Source organism: Micromonospora sp. NPDC049230 (assembly GCF_040647875.1).
In the GTDB taxonomy this organism is placed as follows: domain Bacteria; phylum Actinomycetota; class Actinomycetes; order Mycobacteriales; family Micromonosporaceae; genus Micromonospora.
In genome coordinates this window covers 111,613-134,599 of record NZ_JBEZCZ010000007.1, presented here as the reverse complement: position 1 = coordinate 134,599, position 22,987 = coordinate 111,613, and the positions used below count along the sequence as shown (strand labels likewise).

The window sequence follows — 22,987 nt, the reverse complement described above, 5'->3', positions numbered from 1 at the left end:
CTGTGGGGACGGTGCCGTCGGGCGCTCGTGACGCCGGGGACGGGTGGCGGTACGGGGTCGGCCGTCGGGTCAGACCGGGGTGACGCCGTGCCGACGGCGAGAGAAGTGCCGATCCTTGGTACGCGCCGCGGCGAAGCGACGGACCAGCTCGGTGCGCAGGTCGTGCGGCTCGACGATGGCGTCCACCACCAGCTCGCTGGCGAGTCGGACGACGTCGATGTCCTGCTCGTACTCGGCACGCTTGGCGGCCACGAACGCGGCCCGTTCGGCCTCGTCCTCGATCGCCGAGATCTTGTTGGCGTAGACGGCGTTCACGGCGGCCTCGGCCCCCATCACCGCGATCTTCGCGCTGGGCAGGGCGATGGTGGCGTCCGGCTCGAACCCGGGGCCGGCCATCGCGTAGAGGCCGGCGCCGTACGCCTTGCGAACCACCACGCAGATCTTCGGCACCGTCGCCTCGGAGATCGCGGTGATCATCTTGGCGCCGTGCCGGATGATGCCCTGCTTCTCCACCGCGCTGCCGACCATGAAGCCGGGGACGTCGCTGAGGAAGAGCAGCGGCACGTTGAACGCGTCGCAGAGCTGCACGAACCGGGTGGCCTTGTCGGCGGAGTCGACGAAGAGCACGCCGCCCTTGAACATCGAGTTGTTGCCGAGCACGCCGACGACCTGACCGTCCAGCCGACCGAAGCCGATGGTCAGCTCCTTGGCCCACAGCGCCTGGATCTCGAAGAAGGAACCCTCGTCGAGCAGGCCCTTGACGTACCGCCGCATGTCGAACGCCTGCCGCTCGCTGACCGGCACCAGCGCGGCCAGGTCGGCCTTCGCGGGCGCGGCGACCGCCGGGGCGGTCGGCGGCGTCTGGGTCCAGTTCGCCGGCAGGTACGACAGGTAGGTCTTCACCACGTCGAGCGCGTCGGCCTCGGTCTTGCAGAGGAAGTGCCCGACGCCGGACTCGGCGGTGTGCACCTTGGCCCCGCCCATCGCCTCCAGTGTGGTCTTCTCGCCGGTGACCATCTCGACCATCCGGTCCGAGCCGAGATACATGCTCGCGTTGCCGTCGACGAGTGCCACCACGTCGCAGAACGCCGGAATGTACGCCCCTCCGGCGGCGCTCGGGCCGAACAGCGCGCACACCTGCGGGATCGAGCCGGAGGCGCGGACCTGGTTCCAGAAGATCTTGCCGGCACCGCGGCGGCCGGGGAAGAGGTCGACCTGGTCGGTGATGCGCGCGCCGGCCGAGTCGACCAGGTAGACCATCGGCACGCCGGCGCCGTACGCCCGCTCGATGATCCGGATGATCTTCTCGACGGTGCGGGCGCCCCAGCTGCCGGCCTTGACGGTGGAGTCGTTGGCCATCAGGCAGACCTGCCGGCCGTCGATGGTGGCGGTGCCGGTGACCACGCCGTCGGCGGGCAGCCCATCGGCGAGCGCGTTGGCGTAGAGGCCGTCCTCGACGAACGAGCCCTCGTCGACAAGCAGTGCGACCCGCTCGCGGGCGAAGAGCTTGCCCTTGGCCGCGTTGGCGGCATGGTATTTGTCCGCGCCGCCGGACCGGGCTCGCTTGCGCAGCTGCTCCAGTGCCTCACCGTCGAGCGTCACGCCGACTCCTCCGCCATACTGACCTGAACGATCGTTAGGCTAGCGCATCGGCGCGACCGCCCGCGACCCATGAGCGAATCAGACGGGCGAGGCCCAGCACAAGACATTGAATAACATGAATACTTGTCGCTAGGCTCCTGACACCCCCTCCTCCCGGATTGGAGTCAGCGATGACCTCACGACTCAGTCGGCTCGCGGTCGCCCTGGTGGCGACGGCAGGTGCCACCCTCGGCGTCACGGTCGCCAACCCCGCGCCCGCGTCCGCCGCCGCGACCATCTGCTACAACACCAGCCAGGCAGGCGCCTACGCCGGCACCGCCAACCAGGCCGCCTCGATCTGGAACAACGCCACAGTCAACCTGACCCTCTCCGCCAACTGCGGCTCCAACCTGCGGATCTACCAGATCACCGGTGGAGGCTCGTACGCCGTGCGGACCAGCCTCGGCAACGGCCGGGTCTACATCGACACCCAGCAGGCCGCGCAGTACAGCCCGCTGCGGATCATGACCCACGAGATCGGGCACATCCTCGGGCTGCCGGACAACTACAACGGCAACTGCGCGATCCTGATGTCCGGTGGCAGCGCGGGCACCGGCTGCACCAACCCGTACCCGAGCAGCGCCGAGGCGAACCGGGTGAGCAACCTCTTCGCCGGCACGTTCAGCGCTACCGACCGTAGTGCGGACATCTTCCGGGACAGCTGGCCGAGCGTGCTCACCCCGGTGAGCTGATCGACCTGACAGATGGAAGGGGCCGGCGCGTGCGCCGGCCCCTTCGTCGCGGCCTCAGCTCGGCAGCGGCGTCAGCCGGGTACGCGGGCCGGCTCGCAGCACGCCGGACGGCAGCTTCTTGCCGAGCAACTCCTCGGCCAACTCCGCCACCTCGATCAGAGCCGCCAGGTCGATGCCGGTGTCGATGCCCATGTCGTGCAGCATGTGCACGGCCTCCTCGGTGGCCAGGTTGCCGCTCGCCCCCGGTGCGTACGGGCAGCCGCCCAGACCACCCACGCTGGCGTCGAACTCGGTGACTCCCAGCTCCAGCGCGGTCAACAGGTTCGCCAGCGCCGTACCCCTGGTGTTGTGGAAGTGCAGCAGCACCGGCACGCTTGCGTCCCGGTCGCGTACGGCGGTCAGCAGCTCACGGACCCGACGCGGCGTGCCCATGCCGGTGGTGTCGCCGAACGCGACACGGTCCGCGCCGTCACGGACCACCCGGTCCACGATCCCGGCCACCCGCTTCGGGTCGATCTCCCCCTCGTACGGGCAGCCGAAGCTTGTCGCCACGATCACCTCGACCCGCGCGGAGGCGCCGTGCAGCAGATCGACCAATTCGGCGATGTCGTCGAGTGACTCGTCGGTGGATCGGTTGACGTTGCGCCGGTTGTGCGTGTCGCTGGCCGAGACCACCACCTCGATCTCGGTGAAACCGGCCGCGAGGGCGCGCTGGGCGCCTCGGGTGTTCGGCACCAGTGCCGAGTAGCGCACCCCGTCGGCCCGCACCGCCCGCTGCCACACCTCGTCGGCGTCGGCCATCTGCGGAATCGCCCTGGGGTGCACGAACGACACCGCCTCGATCCGGCGTACGCCGGTGCCGGAGAGGGCGTCGAGCAGGCGCACCTTGGCCTCGGTCGGGATGGGGTCCTCGTTCTGCAACCCGTCCCGTGGCCCGACCTCGCGAATCGACACGGAGTTTGGCAGGTCTGTCATAAGGGTGGTCACCTCGCTGTGACGTCGGGCCATGGCTGTTCCAGCCCTGCACCGACAACGGTAGCGGCACCGGTTGCTGGCCCGACGTGCCGAGTTGGGGCGCGCGGCCCGGCCTGCCGTAGTGGCCCTTCTGGCCAGCTTCCGGCCACCCTTCGGGGCCCAATCGGACCGAAAGGTTCCGTTCGCTCCCGGTGCGATAGAACCACCGGCACAGGGGTGGCTACCTTGATGCCGGCGGGACGACGGGGCCGGCCATCGGCTCGGCCCCGCCGTCAGCACGCTTCCGGTGGTCAGCGCTGCGACGGTCCTTCCAAGAGCTCCGCAGCGCATCGGAGTGCGGTCGAGAGGGCGCCGGCGCACGCGGCGGCGTCCTCTCGACCCACGACCAGGGCCAGCACCACGGCACCATCGGTGCCGAGGGACGCCTTTCGCAGAATGCCGACCATAAGCCGACTCTCGTTCGGCCGGCGCACACCATTGCCGATCATCTCATCCTCCCGGTAATCGGTCCGCAATAGCGATGGGACTCACCGTCGATGGAAGTTCCACGACTTTCCCACGATCAACAACCAATCGGTATGAGCGTGGGCGCTTTCCCGTCCGCTACGACAACGACCTGGTCCGAGGAACATGACGATCTTGTGACCGGGTCGCGGCAGCTCGACCCGGCCAACCCGTGCGGCGCACGCGGCGCGACCACGACCCGGCCAAAAACGTTCTGGCGTAAGGGCTGAACGATCGGTCATCGGGCAGCCCTACCCGGCCAGCCACCCGGCCAGAATCTGACTGGTGACACAGGCTTCAATACACGGATGCTTGATCAGAGGCGGTACAAATACTGGTCCGAGTCATGTGCGCTCTTGGAAGGACCCGCATGACGACCAATTTGAGAGGAACGACATGACCACGGAAGCAGATATCCCGCTGCCGCCCGAGGAACGCCCCCGAAGACACCGACTGGTCCCGAGATCCACGCTGGAAGCGAAATACCAGCGGCGCTACGCCAACCCCGCCGTGGCGACGTACGCGCTGGCGGTCCGCGACGTGGTGGAGAACTGCCCCGACATCGGGCCGATCGACACCTGGCAGAAGCTGGCCGATCGGATCTACAAGCCCCGATCCGAACGCGACCGGGCGGGTTCGCGCAAGAAGCTGGCCCGTCTGCGCAAGAGGCTGTCCCGGCACTTCACCGCCGAGAGCAAGGGCCCGCCCTGGCAGACGGTGGTGCTGGTGGTCGAGCATGTGCTGCCGGCCGCGCTCCGCCAGGCGACGCTCAACCATTTCGCCGAGCTGTACACGCTGGCCCGCGACGAGGAGCCGCCGACCGGCACCCGCGGCGACCGGGCCGAGCGGTCGACCGAGGCGCGCACCGGCTCGGACCTCGAACGGCGGCTACAGCAGAGGATCGAGGAGTTGGAACAGACGGTGGTGGCCCACCGGGTGGAGATCAGCCAGCTACGGGCCGACCTTGCCAGTCAGTCGATGAGCGGCGGCCCCGCGCCGGACGCCCTGCCTCGACAACGCGACCCGTTGAACGGGCCGCCGCCCAACACCAGACACTTCCCGCCCAGCCAAGCCAGAGCCGGCGGTTCGGCGCACGACCGCTACCGCGCACCCCGGCTGGACACCGGCACCGTCGGCCTGCCCGGGCAGAGCAGGGAGCAGCCGCCCCAGCTGGCCCCCGAGCCCTGGCACACCCGCGGCCACAACCTGCGCAACCGTCCCTGAGGCCCACCACCCCCGCCGGTCCGGGTTGATCAAGAGGTTGGTGTCAGGATTTCGGCCCCGGATGACACGAAGCTCTTGATCAACCCGACCGGGGTGGGCTGGGTCAGCGCATGCGGGGGACGATGCCGGTGTCGTAGGAGCCGGAGCGGAACTCTTCGTTCATCAGCAGCTCGGTGAAGAAGGGGACGTTGTTCTTCGGGCCCTCGATCCGGAAGGCGGCCACCGCCTCCTGCGCGCGGTCGAGCACCTCGTCTCGGGTGGCGCCGCTGACGATCAGCTTGGCCAGCAGGCTGTCGTAGAACGGCGTGACAGTGTTGCCCTCCGTGTAGCCGGAGTCCACCCGCACACCCGTACCTGTCGGCTCCACCCAGGTCCTGATCACACCGGGGCCGGGCAGGAAACGCTTCGGGTCCTCGGCGTTGATCCGCATCTCGATGGCATGGCCACGTGGCGTCAGCGCGTCCGGATCGAAGGTCGGGGCCAACCCGGACGCCACCCGCAGCTGCTCCTCGACCAGGTCGATGCCGTAGACGTACTCGGTCACCGGGTGCTCGACCTGGAGCCGCGTGTTCATCTCCAGGAAGAAGAACTCGCCGGAGGCCGGATCGAGCAGGCACTCCACAGTGCCCGCGTTGCGGTAACCGACCGCCTCACCCGCGCGCACCGCCGCCGCCAGGAGGCGGGACCGCAGCTCCGGCGAGACCGCCGGCGACGGGGACTCCTCGACCAGCTTCTGGTTGCGTCGCTGCACCGAGCACTCCCGCTCGCCGAGCGCCACCACCCGGCCGTCGGCCAGGCCGAGGATCTGCACCTCGACGTGCCGCACCCGGGGAAAGAACCGCTCGATCAGCACCGAGCCGTCACCGAACATCCGCTCGGCGAACGCCCGCACCTTGTCGTACTCGGTGCGCAGCGCGGTCTCGTCGACGGCCACGGCCATGCCCATGCCGCCACCGCCGGCTGCGGCCTTGACCATCACCGGATAGCCGATCTCGGCGGCGGCGGTCAGCGCCGCGTCCAGGTCGGCGGCCGGATCGGTGGTGCCGGGCGCGACCGGGACACCGGCCGCCGACATCAGGTTCCGGGCATTGATCTTGTCGCCCATCGCGGTGATCGCGTCCGCGGGGGGCCCGACCCAGATCAGGCCGCTCGACTCGACGGTACGGGCGAAGTCGGCGTTCTCCGACAGGAAGCCGTACCCGGGGTGGATGGCCTGCGCACCCGTCGACTTCGCGGCGGCGAGGATCGCCTCGGTGTTGCGGTAGCTCTGCGCCGGGGCCGGTGCGCCGATGAGGACCGCCTCGTCCGCCTCGGCGACGAACGGCAGGTCGGCATCGGCCTCCGAATACACAGCGATCGCGCGGATGCCGAGCCGCCTGGCGGTGCGGATGATCCGGCGGGCGATCTCGCCCCGATTGGCGACCAGCAGTGACTCGATCATTTTTCCTCCCGGCGTCCGGATGTTGGGACGATGTCAGGGAATCATGACCGGCCTGCTTCTGACGAGTCGGCTCAGGCGAGCAGCGCGGCCAGTGTCGCACCGCGCAACAACTCGGCACGACGTCGCCGGTCCACCTCACCACCGAGGAACGGGGTCGAGTTCATCAGGCCGAACGCGGCGTGCGCGAGCACCCGCGCCTCGCCGTCGGGCATGCCCGGGTGCAGCGCGGTGAGCACTGTCACCCATTCCTCGACGTAGAGCCGTTGCAGGCGGCGAATGCGTCGCCGCGGCTCCTCCGGCAGGCGGTCCAACTCGTGCAGGTGCAACGCGATCACTGCCGGGTTGGCCAGCGCGAACTCGACGTGAAAATCGATAAGCGACTCCAGCACTCCGCGCGGGTCGTCCGAGCGCCCGGCGGCGCGTTCCCGCCCGCCGGCCAGCAACCCCTCACTCACCGGGATGAGCGCGGCGGCCAGCATGGCCTCCTTGCCGGCGAAGTGGTGGTAGAGCGCCGGACCGGTAACCCCGGCGGCCCCGCCGATGTCGTCCATCGACACACCGTGATAACCACGGGCGGCGAACAGACCGACCGCGATCTCCAGAATCTCGTCCTTGCGGGACCTGCGCCGGCCCGCACCCCGTGTCTGCTGCTCCACCGTCACCGGGCAAGCCTAGACCGCGAACCGTGTGCGGTGGTTGCCGGTGAGTTTCGCTCGCACCGCTGTCGGGCCGCCCCTGACCTGGTCGGGGGCGGCCCGCTGCGGGTCAGTCGTCCTCCTCCAGGTCGTGCTCCGCACGCAGTGCGGCGGCCTCCGCGGGTCGATCGAGCAGATCCAGCGCACGAGCCAGCAGCCAGGCCGTCTGGCGGACCGGCTGCGCGTCGGCCGGCAGCCCACCGAGCACCCGGCGCAGGAGCACCTCCGCCTCGGCCGGCCGGTCCAGGCGCAGCAGCAGCTCACCGGTGAGTCGCTCGGCCATGGCGGCCTCACTGAACGCCTCGATCGACCGCAACCGGTCGGGCACCCCGTCGAGCCGGTCCAACGCCTCGTCGAGTCGACCTTCCCCGGTGAGCACCCGTGCTCCGCACTCGGCCGCCATCGCCAGCTCGTACGTCACCGACGGCTCCGTCTGCCCGGCCAGCTTCGCCGCCACCCCGTCCACCACCTCGACGGCCCGCAGCGCCGCTTCCCGGTCATCGGCCCAGAGCCAGGCGTTCACCTCCCGCCGGCGGGCGCGCAGCTCGTCCAGTGGCAGATCGCCGAGCCGGTACTCCTCAGCCGCGGCGGCGAACCGCTCGCCCGCCAGCGCGTCCCGGTCGGCGTCGAAGAGGATCCCGCCGGCCTCCTCCAGCACCTGCGCCCGGTAGGGCAGATTGTCCGGGCCGTCCAGATTGACGGCCAACTGCTCCAGCAGGGCCAACGCCGGGTCAACAGCACCGAGCCTGGCGTAGACGCCGGCCAACAGGTGCCGACAGCGGTCGGCCTCGGCCTGGGCGCCCATCCGATCCAGGCCGAGCACGGCCTCCTCGGCGACCTCGGCGGCCTCGGTGAGCCGGCCCACCATCTGGTACGCGTTCGCCAGCTCCCACCGCAGGAACGCGTCCCCCTCGGCGCCCCGCTCCACGCACAGCGTCACCGCCTCGACGAAGTCGTCCACCGCGTCCACGGCCCGGCCGGCCGACTGCAACGCCCGAGCGCGGGCGACTCGGACCGGCAGCTCGGCGTCCGCCGGTGCCGCCTCCAACGCCTCGTCGCAGGCGGCCACGGCGTCCGCCGGATCGTCGGTCATCCGCGCATGGGCCAGGCAGGCGGTCAGGATCACCTCGCCGACGCCCAGCTCACGACCGAGCTGGCGAGCCTCGTCGACGGCGACGCGAGCCTCGTCGAGGCGGTCCAACTGCTCCAGCAGGTGCGCCCGGTACGTCGCGATCCGAGCCAGCAGATGCCTGTCGCCGCCCGCGTCGGCCGGTGCCCGGTCGAGCGCGGCGAGCGCGTCCGCCCAGCGTTCCCGGTGCAGCAGCGCCGACGCCACCCGGACGTGTCCGCCCGCCCGCTCCCGGGCGTCGCCGGACCGGTCCAGGGCCTCGGCCGCCTCGTGGGCCAGCATCAGCCCCTCCTCGGCGCCCTCGTCGGACCGGGCCAACAGCACGCCGAGCCGCCCGGCGATCACCTGGGCGGGCACGTCCTCACCCACCTCCCGGTACAGCTCCAGCGCCGCCCGGTTCAGCTCGACCGCGCTCTCGAGGTCTTCCTCGTCGGCACGCTCGCCCGCCCGCAGCGCCAACCGGTGCGCGGACGTACGGGCGGGCAGCTCGGCAGAGCCGAACCGTTCGTCGAAGGCGGCAAGCGCCGCCCGAAAGGTGGCCTGGTCGTGTCGACCCCAGCCCTGGTCCGCGAGGTCCAGCAGGTCCTCGGGGCCGGCGTCGGCGGGCAGGTCAACGAGGGGTCGTTCAGCCTTGCCGGGCCGTACCCGCTCCGCCCGGTCGGCGGTCCGACCGGTCGGGCGGCGGCGGACACTCGCCGACAGCGGCAGATGCTCCCCGCTCGCCCGCACGGCCAGCCGACGGGCGATCCACTCCGACTGGTGGGCGGTGCCGTTACGGGCGTCGAAGCGGGCGGCCAGACCGGTCGCGGTCTCGGCCAACTCGTCCGCCAGCGCAGCCGCGGACACCTCGGCGGCCGGCTGGCCCTCGGCGGCCCGGCGATACACTGTCGACTCGCCGGCCTGCCGCAACGCCGCTGCGGCAGCCGCCGCGAAGTGCATGGCGGCGGCCGGCGACGGCGGCTTGTCCAACCAGTCCAGGTGTCGCTCGACCAGCTCCACAGCCCGCGCCTCGTTGCCGGTCAACGTGCAGAACTCGATGTGGTCGCCGATGTCCCACAGGTCGGCGAGGTTGCCGCGCTGCCGGCGGTACGCCTCCCGGTGCGCGTCCCGCGCCTCCTCGACCCGCCCGGTTCGCAGGTACGGCAGGAGCAGCGCGGTGAGGATCGCCTGCGGCTGCTCGTTGCAGCTGAGCCGGCCGGCGAGCACCGGCTCGGACAGCTCCACCGCCTCGGCGTCGCGCCCGTTGTCGGCGAGGTAGCTCACCTGACTCGTCGGATCACAGCCGGCGCAGTCGGAGAGTTCGTCGCGCGGGGTGGTCTGCCAGAGCCGGTACCAGTGCGCGGCCGCCTCGGCGTCACCCACGTGGTCGGCGACCTCGAACCGGTGCTTGTGGACGGTCTGGAGGCTGTGCCCGCCGGCCCGGTAGCGGCGTTCCATGTCGTCCAGCACGGCGTACGTGCGGTCGAGCGGCACCTCGGGGAAGTTCAGCAGGCCGTTGACCATGTACTTGAAGTGCCACAGCAACTGGTGCAGGTGACGCTGGTGGTAGGGCTGCGGGTCACTGTCGAACTCGGACAGACACCAGGAGAAGGTCACGAAGGACTTCGCCGGCTCGCCGCCGTAGATGTAACCGGTGGTGGCCTGCATCCTGGTGACGAACGCGAGTTGCCGATCGTCGGAGGCGTCCACCCGGCGCAGCAGTTGCTCCAGCGCGGCGATCTGCCCCGCCCCGTACGGCATGTCGGCGATCCCGCGCAGCACCCGCCACAGATCATCGTCGCTCATGCTCACTCCCGTCCCGGAACAGCCCGGCCGAGCAGGCCGAGGAAGGAATCATTCAGTAGCGCGGCGTCAGCAGCGCGGATCGGATGGTGGCCGAGCAGCAGCGCCTGCCCGTACAGGGCCTCGATGGCGAGACCGACAAGCTCCGGGTCGCTCAGCGTGGCCACCCGTCGTACCAGCGGGTTGCGGTGGTTGAGCACCAACTGCGGGCGGTCCGGCGGGGCGGTGGCGGCGAGCGCGTCGAGGACGCCGCCCCACAGCTCGTCGGCCCGGTCCCGACTGGCCGCGAGCTGGTCGTTGAACGCGGCCGACCGGCTCACCAGGTAGAGCGCGGGCAGCGAGACCGGCTCGTACGCCCGGATGACCACCTCGCAGCCGGACCGTTCGACGGCCCGTTGCGCCGCGGTGAGGAACTGTCGCAGCGCCAACTCCACAGACGGGTCGAGTGCGTCGAAGCGGGTGGTGAGGTCGCTCGGCTCCAGCCGCTCGATCAACACCGAGCGGTCCACCACCGGCAGCCGCTCGATCAGTTCGGTGTCGTACGTGTAGCCGGCGTTGACCACCGCCAGGTCCTGCGCGGCGGCCACGGCGGCGAGCTGACGGAACTCGTCGAGGCTCGCCGCGTAGCGGACCACGCCGTAGCGCTCGCGGAACTCGGCGAGGGTGAGCGTGCCGACGTTGCTGTCCATGGGCCACCACCTGTCGACCAGCCGGAGCATCTCGTCGTCGTGCAACGCCAGGGCCTTCACGCCGAGGTGGTGCACCTGGAGGAACTGCGCCAGCCGGTGCGGGTCGTGCCGCGCCAGCCGGACCAGCCAACCGCGCACCTGGTCGCCGAGCGCCTCCCGGGTCGCCGTCAGCAGCGTGTCCTCGTAGAGGGCCTCCCGGCTGGCGGTCGGGCGCAACTCGGTCGCGTCCACCACGCAGTGCGCGAAGAACGCCCACTCGGGGAGCAGCCCGTCGGCGTTCTCGGTGAGCAGCATCCGCTTGAGGTAGACGCGGTGCCCGGCTCGGGCCGCCGGGTTCACCGGGGTGGGCAGGATGACGGCGACGCCGGTCAGCCCGGCCTCCGGCACGGCCAGCGGCAGCACGTCGAACGGGTCGACACCCAGCGTCTCCCGCGCGTAGCGGATCAGTGCCGCGCGGTCCAGCGGTGCACCCGGTGTGGTCGGCCACGGCGGTGCCCCGGTGGTGGTGACGACGTCGCCGACGCGGACGGTGACCGGCAGCAGCGCCCCGAAGAGTCGGGCCAGGTCGGTGACGGTAGCGGTGGTGAACCACTGGTCGGCGTCGCGGCGGGGCACCAGTGTGACTGTGGTGCCCGGCTCGGCGCGGGCGGCCTCCGGCGGGGCAAGCCTCACCGCGTACCGGCCGTCGGCGTACCCGGTCCAGCGAACCGTCGGACTGTCGCCGTGCCGGGTGAGCACCTGGATCTCGTCGGCCACCAGGAAGCAGGAGAGCAGGCCGATGCCGAACTGGCCGAGGAACTCGTGTCGGGAGAAGCCCAGCTCGTCGCGCTTCGAGCTGCGGCCGATGGTGGCCAACAACTCGTGCACCTGCGCCTCGGTCAGGCCGATGCCGGTGTCGTGCACCCGCAGGGTGCCGTCCCCGGTGCGGTCCGGGGTCTCGATGCGGACCAGTGCCGGCGCGTCCGGCTCGGCCGCACGTCGCGCGGTGATCGCGTCCACCGCGTTCTGGAGCAGCTCGCGGACGTAGACCCGCGGGCTGCCGTAGAGGTGATGACTGAGCAGGTCGACCACGCCACGCAGGTCGACCTGGAAAGTGTGGTCCACGCCTGTTTCTCCCCGGTCCGGTGCCGGCGCCCACCGTACCGATGATCACCGACAGGCGCGTCCCTCTTTCGTCTCGACGGCTTGACCCTCGACCCGGTCGAACCGGCACGGTCGCCGGATGACCTCCTCAGCTCTCGGCCGGGACTTCCGGCTGCTCTGGTCCGCCGCCGTCGCGTCGCGGCTCGGGGACGCGCTGCGTACGCCGGCGTTGGCCCTGCTGGCCGCCGCGGTGACCCGCGACCCCCGGATCATCGCGGCGGTCACCGTGGCCGGTCAGCTGCCGCCGCTGCTCTTCGGCCTGCTCGGCGGCGTGTACGCGGACCGCTGGGACCGTCGTCGGACGATGGCCCTGGTCGACGGGGTACGCGCCGTCGTGGTGGCGGCGCTGGCCGTGGCGGTCGCCCTCGACCGGGTCGGTGTGGCGGTGCTGCTGCTGGCGGCGTTCCTCCTCGCCGCGCTGGGCACCCTCTTCGACTCCGCGTCGTTCGCCCTGCTTCCCGCGCTGGTGCCTCCGGACGCGCTGCCCCGGGCGAACGGTCGACTTCAGGCGGGGTCCGCGGTGGCCGGCGGCTTCGTCGGCGCACCCGCGGCAGGTGTCCTGTTCGCCGCCGCCCCGGCCCTGCCGTTCGCCATCGACGCCGTCACCTTCGCCGCCGCCGCCCTGCTCGTGCTGGCCCTGGCACCGGTGCCGGTCGCGGGCGGGCCAGCGCGGCGCGGTTCGGTGCGCGGCGAGATCGTCGAGGGGATGCGGTGGCTGCGCGGGCACCGGACACTGTGGCGGGTCACAGTGTTGGCCGCCGCGAGCAACCTGGCGATCAGCGGGATCATGGCGGTGCTGGTGCTCTACGCGCTGGACGTGCTGCGGGTGCCGCCCGCCGGGTACGGGCTGTTCGCCGCCGCCGCCATCGTCGGCGGTGTGTCGGGGGCTCTCGGGGCGGGGCGGCTCGCCGCGCGGTTCGGCACGGTGTCGACGCTGCGTGCGGTGCTCGCCGCGCAGACCGTGGCGCTGACCGGGTTCGCGCTGGCTCGACATCCGGTGCCGGGTGGCCTCGCGTTGGCGGTCTTCGCCGCCGGGACGGTGGTGTGGAACAGCCTGTCGGCGTCGTACGGGCAGCGGCACGTGCCGACCGGGCTGCTCGGCCGGGTGGGTGCGGCCCAGCGGATGGTCGGTCTGCTCACCGCACCGGTCGGGGCGGCGCTCGCCGGTCTGGCTGCCGCGGCGTACGGCACGGTGCCGGTGGCGGGCGCGGCGGCCGGCACGTTCGCGCTCGTCACAGTGGCCGCGTGGCGGACACTGCGGCCGGCCGCGGCCGGCGTGCCCAACACCGCCGGCGTCGGCGGACCCGGTGTTGGCTAACCCGGCGCTGGTGCCCGGTGCGACAGCCCGGACAGGCGCAGCGCGACCTTCCGGCGCGCTGGCGGCAGTGCGCCGAGCACCCGGAGCAGCACGTCACGGGCCGGTCGGCGGGTCGGGGAGACGGTGGCCAGCCGGGTCAGCCCGGCGGCGAAGCTCAGCACGTCCTCGGCCATCGGCCGCTGCCGGGCGCTGTAGTCGTCGAGCAACGATTCGGGGCCTCCGTCGAGGACGTCCGCCACCGCGGTGCCGAGGGCGACCGCGTCGCAGATGCCGAGGTTCATGCCCTGGCCGCCGGCCGGGCTGTGCACGTGCCCGGCGTCGCCGGCCAGCAGCACCGGCCCGGCCCGGAAGGTGTCGGCGATCCGGTGGTGCACCCGGAACCGGGAGCCCCAGAGCACCTCGGTCACCAGATCGGGTCGTCGCGCCGGGCCACGCTCGTCGAGCAGCCTTTGCAGGTATGCCGCATCCGGATCCGTCGGAGCCGTCGCCACCGCGGCCACCAGTCGGACCACTCCGTCCGGGAGGGGCGCCCAGATCAGCGGACCGGTACGGGCGAGGAAGAGCGCCACCTCGTCGTCGGGCAGGGCGCTGTCCACCCGTACGTCGGCGAGCACGAAGGACTCCTCGCCGACGGGGCCGGTGAAGCCGATGCCGGCGGCCTGCCGGACGGTGCTGCGCAGGCCGTCGGCACCGACCACGTACCGGGCGCGCAGCGTCTCCCCGTCGACCTGCGCGAGCACCCCGTCGCCGACCGGGGTCAGGCCGGTCAACCGCGACGGCCGCCGGACCTGGACGCCGTGGGCGGCCAACCGGCCGGTGAGGACCGTCTCGGTGACCGACTGCGAGACCAGCAGCGCGTAGGGGAAGCGGGATGGCAACTCGTGGAACGGCACCGCCAGCAACACCCGGTCCCGGTCGCGGACGGTGAAGCGCGGCGACCGCACCCCCTGAGCGATCAGCGGCGCCGCCGCGCCGATCCGGTCCAGCACCTCCAGGGTGTACGCGTGCACGACTGCCGCACGGGAGGTCGTGGGCGGCGCGGCCAGTTGGTCGAGCACTGTCACCTCGATCCCGCGTCGGGCCAGCGTCAGTGCGGTGGCGAGACCGGTGGGGCCAGCGCCCACCACCAGGACATCGGTGCTCGCGGGCAGCATTGCCACCTCCGGAGAGACTGTTGCCAACGATTGTTGGCAAACGCTTGTTGGCGACGTTAGGACGCTGCCGATTGTGTGTCAACAGTTGTTGGCATACGGTCGTGGACATGACAGCGTCCACCCAACCGACCCACCCCCGCCGCTCCGACGCCACCCGGGCGGCGATCCTGCGGGCGGCCCGGGAACGCTTCGCGGCGGACGGATACGAGCGCGCCACGATCCGGGCCATCGCCGCCGACGCCCAGATCGACCCGTCGATGGTGATGCGCTACTACGGCAGCAAGGAGGGGCTCTTCGCGGCGGCGGCCGAGTTCGACCTGCGCCTGCCCGATCTGGCCCCCGTGCCGCCCGCTCGCCTCGGCGAGGTGCTGATCCGGCACTTCCTCGCCCGATGGGAGGGCGACGAGACACTCGTGGCGCTGCTGCGGGCCGCAAGCACCAACCCGGGCGCCGCCGAGCGCATGCGGGGCATCTTCGCCGACCAGCTCACCGCCGCCGTGGCCACGTTCGGCAGCGACCCGGCGCTGACCGCCCGACGTGCCGGTCTGGTGGCCAGTCAGATCCTCGGCCTCGCGTTCACCCGGTACGTCGTCCGCCTGCCACCCATTGTGGACGCGCCAGCCGAGGAGCTGGTCTCCTGGATCGCACCGACCCTTCAGCGCTATCTGACCGAGGTGCCGGAAAACTGACCCAACCTTTTACCCCTCCCCGTGCGTCTGGCAGGTGACGCGTGACGCGACGCCGGAAGGGAGGGCGGATGGTACCGACGAGACACGACGGACGCGACGGCTACCTCGCCTTCGTGGAGAGCCACCAGCACCGGCTACTCCGCGCGGCCTACCTGATCTGTGGCAACCGCCACCAGGCCGAGGATCTCCTCCAGGACGCCCTGCTCAAGCTGGCGCTGCGCTGGGCGTCGGTTCGCGACGGCGACCCCGCCGCGTACGTGCGGGCCATCCTCTACCGGGATGCGGTGTCGTGGTGGCGTCGCCGACGGCGGGAATGGCTGAGCGCCACACCGCCGGACCGGGCGACCCACGACCGCGACGGCGCGCTACGGCTGACGCTGCACGACGCACTGGGACTGCTGCCGCCCCGGCAGCGGGCCGTCCTGGTGTTGCGCTACTACGAGGACCTGACCGAGGTCGCCACCGCCGAGGCGCTCGGGGTGACCGTCGGCACCGTGAAGAGCCAATGTCACGCAGCACTTCGCCGCCTCCGCGAGGCCGCCCCGGATCTCGCCCAGAACGCCCGACGGGGGCAGGGCGCGGCCGATCTGGCCACCGGCGTGGAGGTGAATCCGTGAACGAACAGGATCTGCGCCAACTCCTGACCGCCAGCGTCGAGGACGTCCTACCCAGCCAGCCGGCGTCGGCGGGGTGGGACCGGGCTCGGCGTAAGCGGCGTGCCCGTCGGGCGGCCGGCGGGGTCGTCCTGGCCGTGGCACTGGTCGGCGGTGGCACGGTGGCGGCCCTGCGACCGCCCGCCGACCCGCCGCCGAACCACTCGGTGGCACCGACCCCGACAGTCGTCCCGACGCATCCGGGCCCCGTGCAGCACCCACCCGCCGAGCTGACCTTCCCGCCCGATCCGCTGGCCCGACTCAGCGGCCCGGCGACCGTGCCGCTCTCCGAGCGACCGGTCCAGCGGGCGCTGGCGCTGTTCCAGCCGACGGACGAGGAAAATCGCGCGGACGGCCCGGTTCGGGTGCTCGGCAACGACGGCGTGGTGCGCAGTCTCGACGTGGTGACGCTGGCGCCCACCCGGGATGCGAGCTACAACGAGGCACCCGCCGTGAAGCCGGGCGTGCTGTCGCCGGACGGCAAGTCGGCGGCGTTCGCGCAGACCAAGGAACTGGTCATTGTCGACCTCACCACCGCGGAGGTACGCCGAATTCCGCTCGACGGCTATCTGGAGCTGGTGGTCTGGGCGAACGACCGGGTGCTGGTCGGCAGCGAGGACCGCACGTACGCGGTGGACCTGGCCACCGGGACGGCGAGCACTATCGACGTGTCGACCTGGGCCGTTGTCGCACCCGACCCGGCAGCCGGCCGCGAGGCACCGCTGGTGGAGCTGATCGGCGAGCGAAGCAGCCTGAAACTGCGGACCCGAACCGCCCGGGAGGCCACGATCCGTTCCGAGGAACGGATCACCGGCGATGCGCTGCCGTCGCCCTACCAGGTCAACGAGTTCTACGGCCGGGGCTGGCTGCATGGCGGGCGACTGGCCAGCGCGGCGTGGATCACCAACGACGAGATCGACGGTGCCGAGGGGGCGGCCGTGCTGGACGCCCGTACCGGTGCGGTGGTGCACGTTCTCGACCTGGGTCGGGAGCGCAGCAAGGGCTGCTGCGAGGTGCTGGGCTGGGACAACAAGGGTTCGGTGCTTCTCCGGCTGGAACCGGCGGCCCTGGCGCGCTGGAACCCGGAGACCGGCGAGATCACCGGGATCATCCGCGACCTGCGTGGCGTGCTCGCGGTCGCCGGCTGAAACGACCGTCCCCGCGCGACAGGGCATCGCGCGGGGACGGTCCAAGCCAGCAGCGCCGCTCAGGCGGCCGAGCCAGCAGCGCCGCTCAGGCGGCCGAGCCAGCAGCGCCGCTCAGGCGGTGAGGCCGCCGGGCTGGTCGCCCTTGACCACGGGTGCCCGGACCAGGTTGCCCCACTCGGTCCACGAACCGTCGTAGTTACGCACCTGCGGGTAGCCCAGCAGGTGCCGCAGCACGAACCAGGTGTGGCTGGACCGCTCGCCGATCCGGCAGTACGCGATCACGTCGTCGTCGGGGCTCAGCCCGAGTTGGTCGGCGTAGATCGCCTTCAGCTCGTCGGCGGACTTGAACGTGCCGTCATCGTTGGCGGCGGACTTCCACGGCTTGCTGACCGCCCCCGGGATGTGGCCGCCCCGCAGCGCGCCCTCCTGCGGGTAGTCCGGCATGTGCAGCGTCTCGCCGGTGTACTCACCCGGCGACCGGACGTCGACAAGCGGGCGGCCGGCGGCGATGTGCGCCATGACCTGCTCACGGTAGGCCCGCAGCGGTGCGTCGTCCCGCAGTGGCACCGGGTAGTCGGCGCGGGGGCGGGCCGTCTTGTCGCGGGTCACCTCGCGCCCCTCGGCGATCCACTTCTGCCGGCCGCCGTCGAGCAGCCGCACGTCGGCGTGGCCGAAGAGCGAGAACACCCAGAGCGCGTACGCGGCCCACCAGTTGAAGTTGTCGCCGTAGAAGACGACGGTGTCGCCCCGGCCGATGCCCTTCGCGGCGCACAGCTCGGCGAAGCTCTCGGCATCCAGATAGTCGCGGGTCACCTGGTCGTTCAGCTCCAGGTGCCAGTCGACCTTCACCGCACCGGGGATGTGACCCGATTCGTAGAGCAGCACGTCCTCGTCGGACTCGACAACCACGAGGCCCTCGTCGCCCAGGTGCTCGGCCAGCCACTCGGTGGTGACCAGCCGTTGCGGATCCGCGTACGACTGAAGGCGGGGATCAGGATCGTTCGGCACAGACATGGTCCCCAAACTACGCCGCGACACGACCGAACGGCCCGGCATCGGGGATCGGGAACGACACATGTGGCCGGAAACGCGTCCGGCCCACCACCCGGGAGGATGATGGGCCGGACCGCACACCGGCTCTAACTGCCTGCGGGCTGCTCGGCAACCCCGAAGAACCAGATGGCCGCGGTGGTCTCGACGCCGTCCTGGTTGACGCCGACGACCTCGAGCATCGTCCAGCCGGCCTCTGTCGGCACCCAGGTCACCGACGCGCTGCCATCGGCGTTGGCCGGCACGGTGCCGGTCTGCTCGTTGAAGGAGTAGCGGTAGCTGACAGTGCCGGGCACTACCGGGGTGAAGGTGAACACCCCGGGTACGCCTGGTCCGCCGCTCTCGGTGAACTCCTGGTAGACGGTCGCGGAGATGGTCGGCGTGGTGGGGGCGCCCGAGAAGCGGTAGTTGGTTACCGGCGACTGGTTGCCGAGGGCATCCACGCTCCACACGTCGAGTGAGTTCGGGCCGCTGCGGGGGTTGAGGGTCACCGTGGCCGAGCCGCCGGGCTGGTTGGCGGTCACCCGGCCGGGAGCGCCGGAGTTGAGCTGGTAGACGAATCCGACAACGTCCGTCGCGCCCTCGGCGTCGAAGGTGAACCTCCCCGACAACGCCGGTGGCGGCGTCCCGTCGGCCGGGAAGTCGGTGGAGGACACCGCCGGTGCCGTGGTCGGCCCCTCGAAATCAGTACGGAAGTAGCAGACCGCACTCCACTCACTGGTGGCCCGGCTGTCCGCCGCCCGCACCTGCCAGGCGTAGACCCGGTCGTGCTCGAACAGGGAGGGGAAATCCCGGAACCGGCCCAGCGCCCGCTGACCGTCGCGGGAGAAGTCGATCCGCTCCACCCGGGCGTCCGGCTCGTCGACCGGCCAGAGTGCGAACGTCGCGGTGATCTCGTCCGTCCCGCCGGTGTCGGTGCGGTCCTTGTCGTGCACGACCGCCGACAGGTCCAGGGTTCGGAACGGCAGCACCTGGTACGGCTCGGCGACTGTGCAGTTCGTGCCGTTCGCCGTTTGCAGGTCGGTCGGTACGCCCGGCGGGTAGTTGTGCTCGATCGAGAGGCCCACCTGGCTCGCGTACTTCCGGGCCAGCTTCGGGTCCTTCTCGACCTTGACCGGGAGCCGGAGCGAGAGAGTGAGCGTCGACTTGCCCTCGGCGAGGGCCTGACGCAGCCCTTGCGTGGCGTCGAAACCGACGTAGGAAGCCGGGCACCCGGACTCGGCAGGCAGCGCGGTGGTGTCGATCCGCGCGAGGTCGGCAGGGGGCTTCGCCCAGCTGGAGCGCGAGGTGTACGCCTCGGTGCGCCACAACTCCACCTCGGGACGCTTGGCGCAGTCGCCAGCCCCGGTCTCCTTGGCGTTGAACGTCGCGAGTTCGATGACCGCGCCGCGATAGGAGGTGATGTCGAAGGTGAAGTACGCCCGTGAGGTGTGCCGGCGTCGCTTGCTGTCGACCCAGGTGCCGACGGACACGTCGCCGACCTGATCAATGTTGATCTTCTTTGGGTGCTCGGAGTCGGTCCAGGCCCAGGAGGTGTTCTTCTCGAAGCGCACGTCGTCCGCGGCGGCCGGCGAGGCGGTCGAGACGACCAGCAGCCCGCCGGCGACCAGCGTGGACAGTGCGACAGCCAGCAAGGATCGCCCGGTTGATCTGGACGACGTCGTGCCAGGTATGAGGGTCATCCCTCATCCGCCTTTCCCTGTTGTCCCCGTGCTCGATCGACGGGGGCATCGGAGACTATCGGGTCGGAACGACGTCGGGCGATCCGATAACCGGCCTACGTGGCAGGCCGAACGCCCTGTTCGGAGGCTCAGTCGACGATCGGCCCGAGCAGCGGGCGCTTCGCCGTGACGGTGTCACCTGACGACCGTCCGGTCAGCCGCCGCTTCACCCAGGGTGCGAGGTGCCGACCGGCCCACCGCACGTCGGCGGCACGGGCGGCCAACCAGGGCGACGGCGCCGGGTGCGGCGGGACCATCAGCCACTCCTCGTCGCAACCGACCCCGAGGGCGTTCAGCACCTGCCCCGCGACCCGCCGGTGCCCGGCCGGGGAGAGGTGCAACCGGTCGGTGCTCCAGAGCATCGGGTTGAGGAAGGTGTCGTCGGCGTACAGGTCGACCATGATGGCGCCGTGCCGCTCGGCGGTCTCGCCGACGGCCTGGTTGAGCAACTGCACCCGGGGGGCGACGAGGCGCTGACCGGGCAGTCGGGCCATCACGTCGGCGAACCGGAAGAGCAGCACGTCCGCACCGCCCGAACGCAGTTGCCGGACCACCTCGTCGAAGCGGGCCACCAGCGCGTCCGGATCGAAGGTGCGGCGCAGCACGTCGTTGCCGCCGGCCGCGAAGCTGATCAGGTCGGGCTTCATCGCCACCGCCGACGGCACCTGCTCGGCAACGACGCTGGGAAAGAGCCGGCCCCGGATGGCCAGGTTCGCGTACCGGAAGTCGGGGCCCGTCTCGGCGGCGAGCCGGGTCGCCACCAGGTCCGCCCAGCCCCGGAAGGTGCCGTCCGGGTACGCGTCATCCATGCCCTCGGTGAAACTGTCCCCGACCGCGACAAAACTGCGCCAGCGCACCCGCGCCCCCTCACACCACTCGTTGCCTGCGGCGACCAGTCTGTCACCGGAGGCGCGGTGGGCAGTGCCCCGATCGGGCGACGTGGCGGAGGTCATGGGACGAACCGGGCCGCTCCACTGGACTTCCACCCGCGACGGGCAGTCGGCTATCCGGCTGGTGGCGGACTGTCGTGGCTCGCGTCCAAGCCCCACAATGGGGGGCCGATCACCGGTCCGAGCAACGGGGAGGGCCTAGTTGAGCCAGGACAGTGAGCCGAACCCCCCGGGGCCGGTCCCGGCGTCGACCACATCGCCACGCACCGCACGGACCCGCCAGCTCCGCCTCGTCGGGCTCGTCGTCGCGCTGGCCGTGCTGGCCGCCGCCCTGGTCCCGATCGTCCTCGCGACCGGCCCACCGACCCGCGACGAGTTGCTGGAGCAGGCCGGCCTCAAGGGCAAGCAGCAACTCGTCATCGGAGTGAAGGACGACCAGCCGGGCATTTCACAGCGCCTCTCGAACAACGTCTGGAAGGGCTTCGACGTCGACATCGCCTACCTGATCGCGGGCTACCTCGGCTTCGACCACTCCCAGGTGCGCTTCGTGCCGATCGAGAGCGAGGACCGGGCCCGTCGACAGGCCCGGGACAACGACGGGTTCGTCATCGTCGACATGGTCATCGCCTCGTACAGCATCAACGACAAGCGCCGCGAGGAGGGCGCCGTCTTCTCCGCCGCGTACCTGCACACCGAGCAGTCGGTGGTGACGTTGAAGAGCTTCAAGGAGCAGGTGAGCAGCCTGGAGGATCTCCGTGGCCTGACTGTCTGCTCGCTGACCACGTCGACGTCCATCCAACGCCTCGATGAGGCCGGCGCCAGGCCGGTGGGCCGGAACCGGATCAGTGAATGCATCCAGGAGCTCTACGACGGCAAGGTGCAGGCCGTCACCACCGATGCGGCGATCCTCGCCGGATTCGTCACCGGCGACCAGCCGGGCGACGACGGTCAGCGCTTCCCGGTGACCCTCAAGAACGTCAAACCGTTGCAGCACTGGGACATCGGCTCGTCACCGCAGGAGAAGTGGGGTGTCAACGTCGGCCCCAACCAGGCCCTGCTCGACCTGGTCGACCTCGCGCTCTACGCCTCGGCCACCGACGAGGAGAACTCGACATGGGAGAACGCGTACAACGCCAACCTCCGGTGGCAGCAGAGATACAACCTCCCGCAGCCGGTCGCGGAGCAGCAGCAACCCGAGGCGAGGAAGGTGGAGGTGCGACAGTGGCCGTGGGAGAGGACCGCGCTGCCGCCCCCGGCGCACCCCGGATCGTCACCAGCTTCGGCGAGACCGGCCGCCCGCGCCGGATGGCGGGGGCGCGGCAGGCGCAGCAGTGGCTGCTGACCCTCCTGCCCGCTTTTCCCGTCCTCCTGCTGGTGCTGCGGCTGTGGCAGCTCAGCCAACAGGACATGTCGACGATGCTGCTGCTGGTCCAGTACGTCAGCCCGCTCGGCCTGCTCAGCGCCCTGTTGATCGCGCTGGTGTGGGCGTTCCCCGTCGTCGTGCTCACCTTCGGGGTGCTCGGTCGACTGCTCCGGCTCAGTGCCCCTGACCGGTTCGACCTGGAACGGTCCCTACTGGCCTCCGGAACGGCACGTACCCCCGGTTGGGTGATCACCGCGGCGGTCGCGCTGGGGGCGCTCACCTGGCAGCTCCGCTTCCTGCCGTCGCTGCTGATGCTCGCCCTCTGGCTGCTCGCGCTGCGGACGCGCTATCTGCACCCGGACCAGCCGACCCGGGTCCTGCTGGTCAGCGTGGCCCTGCCGTTGGCGGCGGCGGTCCTGGCGTACAGCGTGCTGGGCCCGGCGATCTGGACGGCGTACCAGGATCGCGAGTTGGCCACTGCCGCGCTGCTGGCGGTGCCGCCCGTCGCGACCCTGCTGCTGACCGGCCCGATCCCGGGTTGGATCGCCCCGGCGCTGACCCACGGCCTGGCGTTCACTGTCGCCGCTGTGCTTCCGGTGGTGATGGGAGCGGTCTTCCTCCGGGTGCCGCTGCTGCCCACCGCCGCGGTCGAGGTGGTGCCGAGGGAATCCGGCGCGGCGACCCCGCGGGCACCGGCCGCGACGACCCCGACTGGCGGCGAAACGGTGCCCCCGGCCGGCGGGACGGTCCCGCCAACGGTGGCCGTCGCCGGCCGGGAGGTGGTGCTCGGGGCGCTGATCGCGGTCACCGACACGTCGACGATCATGCTGGACCGGGCCGCCACCGTGCGGTTCGTGCCGAACGGGTGGGTCGAGTCGCAGGTCCTCTGCCCACAGCCGGCGGCGGTGCCGTACAGCCTCGTGTCGGTGCGGGGTTGGCCGGTCGAGGAGACCGCACTGGACTGGATGATGCCCCGGCGGCCGGTGGCCGATCCGGACGTGCGCTGCGAGGGCCGACTTCCCGGCACGCCGTGACCCGGCCCGGCCCGAAGCGGGCCGAGCCGGGACCGCGGACGGTCCGGCGGTC

At 71.3% G+C, this 22,987-nt stretch carries 18 protein-coding genes; 8 read left to right on the top strand and 10 right to left on the bottom strand.

Annotated elements, in window-relative coordinates; translation table 11 throughout:
• Positions 1 to 69: 69 nt before the first annotated feature.
• Entirely contained in the window at positions 70 to 1,602 is a 1,533-nt protein-coding gene (locus tag AB0A95_RS09025; protein WP_357555056.1) for an acyl-CoA carboxylase subunit beta, read from the bottom strand.
• 170 nt (positions 1,603 to 1,772) lie between these two features.
• Here AB0A95_RS09025 and AB0A95_RS09020 point away from each other — a divergent pair, with 170 nt between their 5' ends.
• Entirely contained in the window at positions 1,773 to 2,333 is a 561-nt protein-coding gene (locus AB0A95_RS09020) for a snapalysin family zinc-dependent metalloprotease (protein WP_357555055.1), read from the top strand.
• Positions 2,334 to 2,387: 54 nt separating this feature from the next.
• Here the strand turns inward: AB0A95_RS09020 and AB0A95_RS09015 are convergent, their stop codons facing one another.
• Entirely contained in the window at positions 2,388 to 3,308 is a 921-nt protein-coding gene (locus AB0A95_RS09015) for a hydroxymethylglutaryl-CoA lyase (RefSeq protein ID WP_357555054.1), read from the bottom strand.
• Between the two features lie 900 nt (positions 3,309 to 4,208).
• On the opposite strand from AB0A95_RS09015, the gene AB0A95_RS09010 reads away from it, so the two are divergent.
• Positions 4,209 to 5,036 (top strand): hypothetical protein, encoded by an 828-nt coding sequence (locus AB0A95_RS09010; RefSeq protein ID WP_357555053.1) that lies wholly within the window; start codon positions 4,209 to 4,211, stop codon positions 5,034 to 5,036.
• Between the two features lie 103 nt (positions 5,037 to 5,139).
• On the opposite strand, the gene AB0A95_RS09005 is transcribed toward AB0A95_RS09010, so the two are convergent.
• The 4 genes from AB0A95_RS09005 to AB0A95_RS08990 all read right to left on the bottom strand — a co-directional run bounded on the left by AB0A95_RS09005 (position 5,140) and on the right by AB0A95_RS08990 (position 11,876).
• Positions 5,140 to 6,477, bottom strand: a complete 1,338-nt coding sequence (locus AB0A95_RS09005) for a biotin carboxylase N-terminal domain-containing protein (protein WP_357555052.1) — start codon at positions 6,475 to 6,477, stop codon at positions 5,140 to 5,142.
• 71 nt (positions 6,478 to 6,548) lie between these two features.
• Positions 6,549 to 7,139 carry a TetR/AcrR family transcriptional regulator gene (locus AB0A95_RS09000; protein ID WP_357555051.1) on the bottom strand — a complete coding sequence of 197 codons (591 nt, stop codon included), beginning with the start codon at positions 7,137 to 7,139 and terminating at the stop codon, positions 6,549 to 6,551.
• Positions 7,140 to 7,242: 103 nt separating this feature from the next.
• Positions 7,243 to 10,086, bottom strand: a complete 2,844-nt coding sequence (locus tag AB0A95_RS08995) for a hypothetical protein (protein WP_357555050.1) — start codon at positions 10,084 to 10,086, stop codon at positions 7,243 to 7,245.
• Positions 10,087 to 10,088: 2 nt separating this feature from the next.
• Entirely contained in the window at positions 10,089 to 11,876 is a 1,788-nt protein-coding gene (locus tag AB0A95_RS08990) for an HSP90 family protein (protein WP_357555049.1), read from the bottom strand.
• A gap of 118 nt (positions 11,877 to 11,994) precedes the next feature.
• Between AB0A95_RS08990 and AB0A95_RS08985 the strand changes: the two genes are divergently transcribed.
• Positions 11,995 to 13,233 carry an MFS transporter gene (locus tag AB0A95_RS08985; protein WP_357555048.1) on the top strand — a complete coding sequence of 413 codons (1,239 nt, stop codon included), beginning with the start codon at positions 11,995 to 11,997 and terminating at the stop codon, positions 13,231 to 13,233.
• On the opposite strand, the gene AB0A95_RS08980 is transcribed toward AB0A95_RS08985, so the two are convergent.
• Positions 13,230 to 14,387, bottom strand: coding sequence for an FAD-dependent oxidoreductase (locus tag AB0A95_RS08980; RefSeq protein ID WP_357555188.1), 1,158 nt, complete (start codon positions 14,385 to 14,387; stop codon positions 13,230 to 13,232). The two genes, AB0A95_RS08985 and AB0A95_RS08980, sit on opposite strands and share 4 nt — an antisense overlap.
• 107 nt (positions 14,388 to 14,494) lie before the next feature.
• Here AB0A95_RS08980 and AB0A95_RS08975 point away from each other — a divergent pair, with 107 nt between their 5' ends.
• From AB0A95_RS08975 to AB0A95_RS08965, 3 genes are all read left to right on the top strand, one after another.
• A complete protein-coding gene (locus AB0A95_RS08975; RefSeq protein WP_357555047.1) occupies positions 14,495 to 15,076 on the top strand; it encodes a TetR family transcriptional regulator in 582 nt (193 codons plus the stop codon).
• Between the two features lie 68 nt (positions 15,077 to 15,144).
• Positions 15,145 to 15,693, top strand: a complete 549-nt coding sequence (locus AB0A95_RS08970) for a SigE family RNA polymerase sigma factor (protein ID WP_357555046.1) — start codon at positions 15,145 to 15,147, stop codon at positions 15,691 to 15,693.
• Positions 15,690 to 16,877 carry a hypothetical protein gene (locus tag AB0A95_RS08965; protein ID WP_357555045.1) on the top strand — a complete coding sequence of 396 codons (1,188 nt, stop codon included), beginning with the start codon at positions 15,690 to 15,692 and terminating at the stop codon, positions 16,875 to 16,877. Before AB0A95_RS08970 ends, AB0A95_RS08965 begins: the two co-directional genes overlap by 4 nt.
• A gap of 111 nt (positions 16,878 to 16,988) precedes the next feature.
• Here the strand turns inward: AB0A95_RS08965 and AB0A95_RS08960 are convergent, their stop codons facing one another.
• The 3 genes from AB0A95_RS08960 to AB0A95_RS08950 form a co-directional block, all read right to left on the bottom strand.
• Positions 16,989 to 17,891 carry a sulfurtransferase gene (locus AB0A95_RS08960; RefSeq protein WP_357555044.1) on the bottom strand — a complete coding sequence of 301 codons (903 nt, stop codon included), beginning with the start codon at positions 17,889 to 17,891 and terminating at the stop codon, positions 16,989 to 16,991.
• Positions 17,892 to 18,016: 125 nt separating this feature from the next.
• Complete coding sequence (locus tag AB0A95_RS08955) at positions 18,017 to 19,561, bottom strand: hypothetical protein (RefSeq protein WP_357555043.1); 1,545 nt, start codon at positions 19,559 to 19,561, stop codon at positions 18,017 to 18,019.
• 176 nt (positions 19,562 to 19,737) lie between these two features.
• Positions 19,738 to 20,505 carry an SGNH/GDSL hydrolase family protein gene (locus AB0A95_RS08950; protein WP_357555187.1) on the bottom strand — a complete coding sequence of 256 codons (768 nt, stop codon included), beginning with the start codon at positions 20,503 to 20,505 and terminating at the stop codon, positions 19,738 to 19,740.
• A 235-nt stretch (positions 20,506 to 20,740) separates the two neighbouring features.
• Here AB0A95_RS08950 and AB0A95_RS08945 point away from each other — a divergent pair, with 235 nt between their 5' ends.
• On the top strand, positions 20,741 to 21,880 hold the full coding sequence (locus AB0A95_RS08945) for a transporter substrate-binding domain-containing protein (RefSeq protein ID WP_357555042.1): 1,140 nt from the start codon (positions 20,741 to 20,743) through the stop codon (positions 21,878 to 21,880).
• Entirely contained in the window at positions 21,766 to 22,935 is a 1,170-nt protein-coding gene (locus AB0A95_RS08940) for a hypothetical protein (protein ID WP_357555186.1), read from the top strand. Before AB0A95_RS08945 ends, AB0A95_RS08940 begins: the two co-directional genes overlap by 115 nt.
• Positions 22,936 to 22,987 lie beyond the last annotated feature (52 nt).

Coding starts and splice junctions, on each gene's coding strand:
- AB0A95_RS08985 (WP_357555048.1), top strand. CDS start 11,995: ATGACCTCCTCAGCTCTCGGCCGGGACTTCCGGCTGCTCTGGTCCGCC.
- AB0A95_RS09010 (WP_357555053.1), top strand. CDS start 4,209: ATGACCACGGAAGCAGATATCCCGCTGCCGCCCGAGGAACGCCCCCGA.
- AB0A95_RS09015 (WP_357555054.1), bottom strand. CDS start 3,308: ATGACAGACCTGCCAAACTCCGTGTCGATTCGCGAGGTCGGGCCACGG.
- AB0A95_RS08960 (WP_357555044.1), bottom strand. CDS start 17,891: ATGTCTGTGCCGAACGATCCTGATCCCCGCCTTCAGTCGTACGCGGAT.
- AB0A95_RS09005 (WP_357555052.1), bottom strand. CDS start 6,477: ATGATCGAGTCACTGCTGGTCGCCAATCGGGGCGAGATCGCCCGCCGG.
- AB0A95_RS09020 (WP_357555055.1), top strand. CDS start 1,773: ATGACCTCACGACTCAGTCGGCTCGCGGTCGCCCTGGTGGCGACGGCA.
- AB0A95_RS08975 (WP_357555047.1), top strand. CDS start 14,495: ATGACAGCGTCCACCCAACCGACCCACCCCCGCCGCTCCGACGCCACC.
- AB0A95_RS08970 (WP_357555046.1), top strand. CDS start 15,145: ATGGTACCGACGAGACACGACGGACGCGACGGCTACCTCGCCTTCGTG.
- AB0A95_RS08995 (WP_357555050.1), bottom strand. CDS start 10,086: ATGAGCGACGATGATCTGTGGCGGGTGCTGCGCGGGATCGCCGACATG.
- AB0A95_RS08980 (WP_357555188.1), bottom strand. CDS start 14,387: ATGCTGCCCGCGAGCACCGATGTCCTGGTGGTGGGCGCTGGCCCCACC.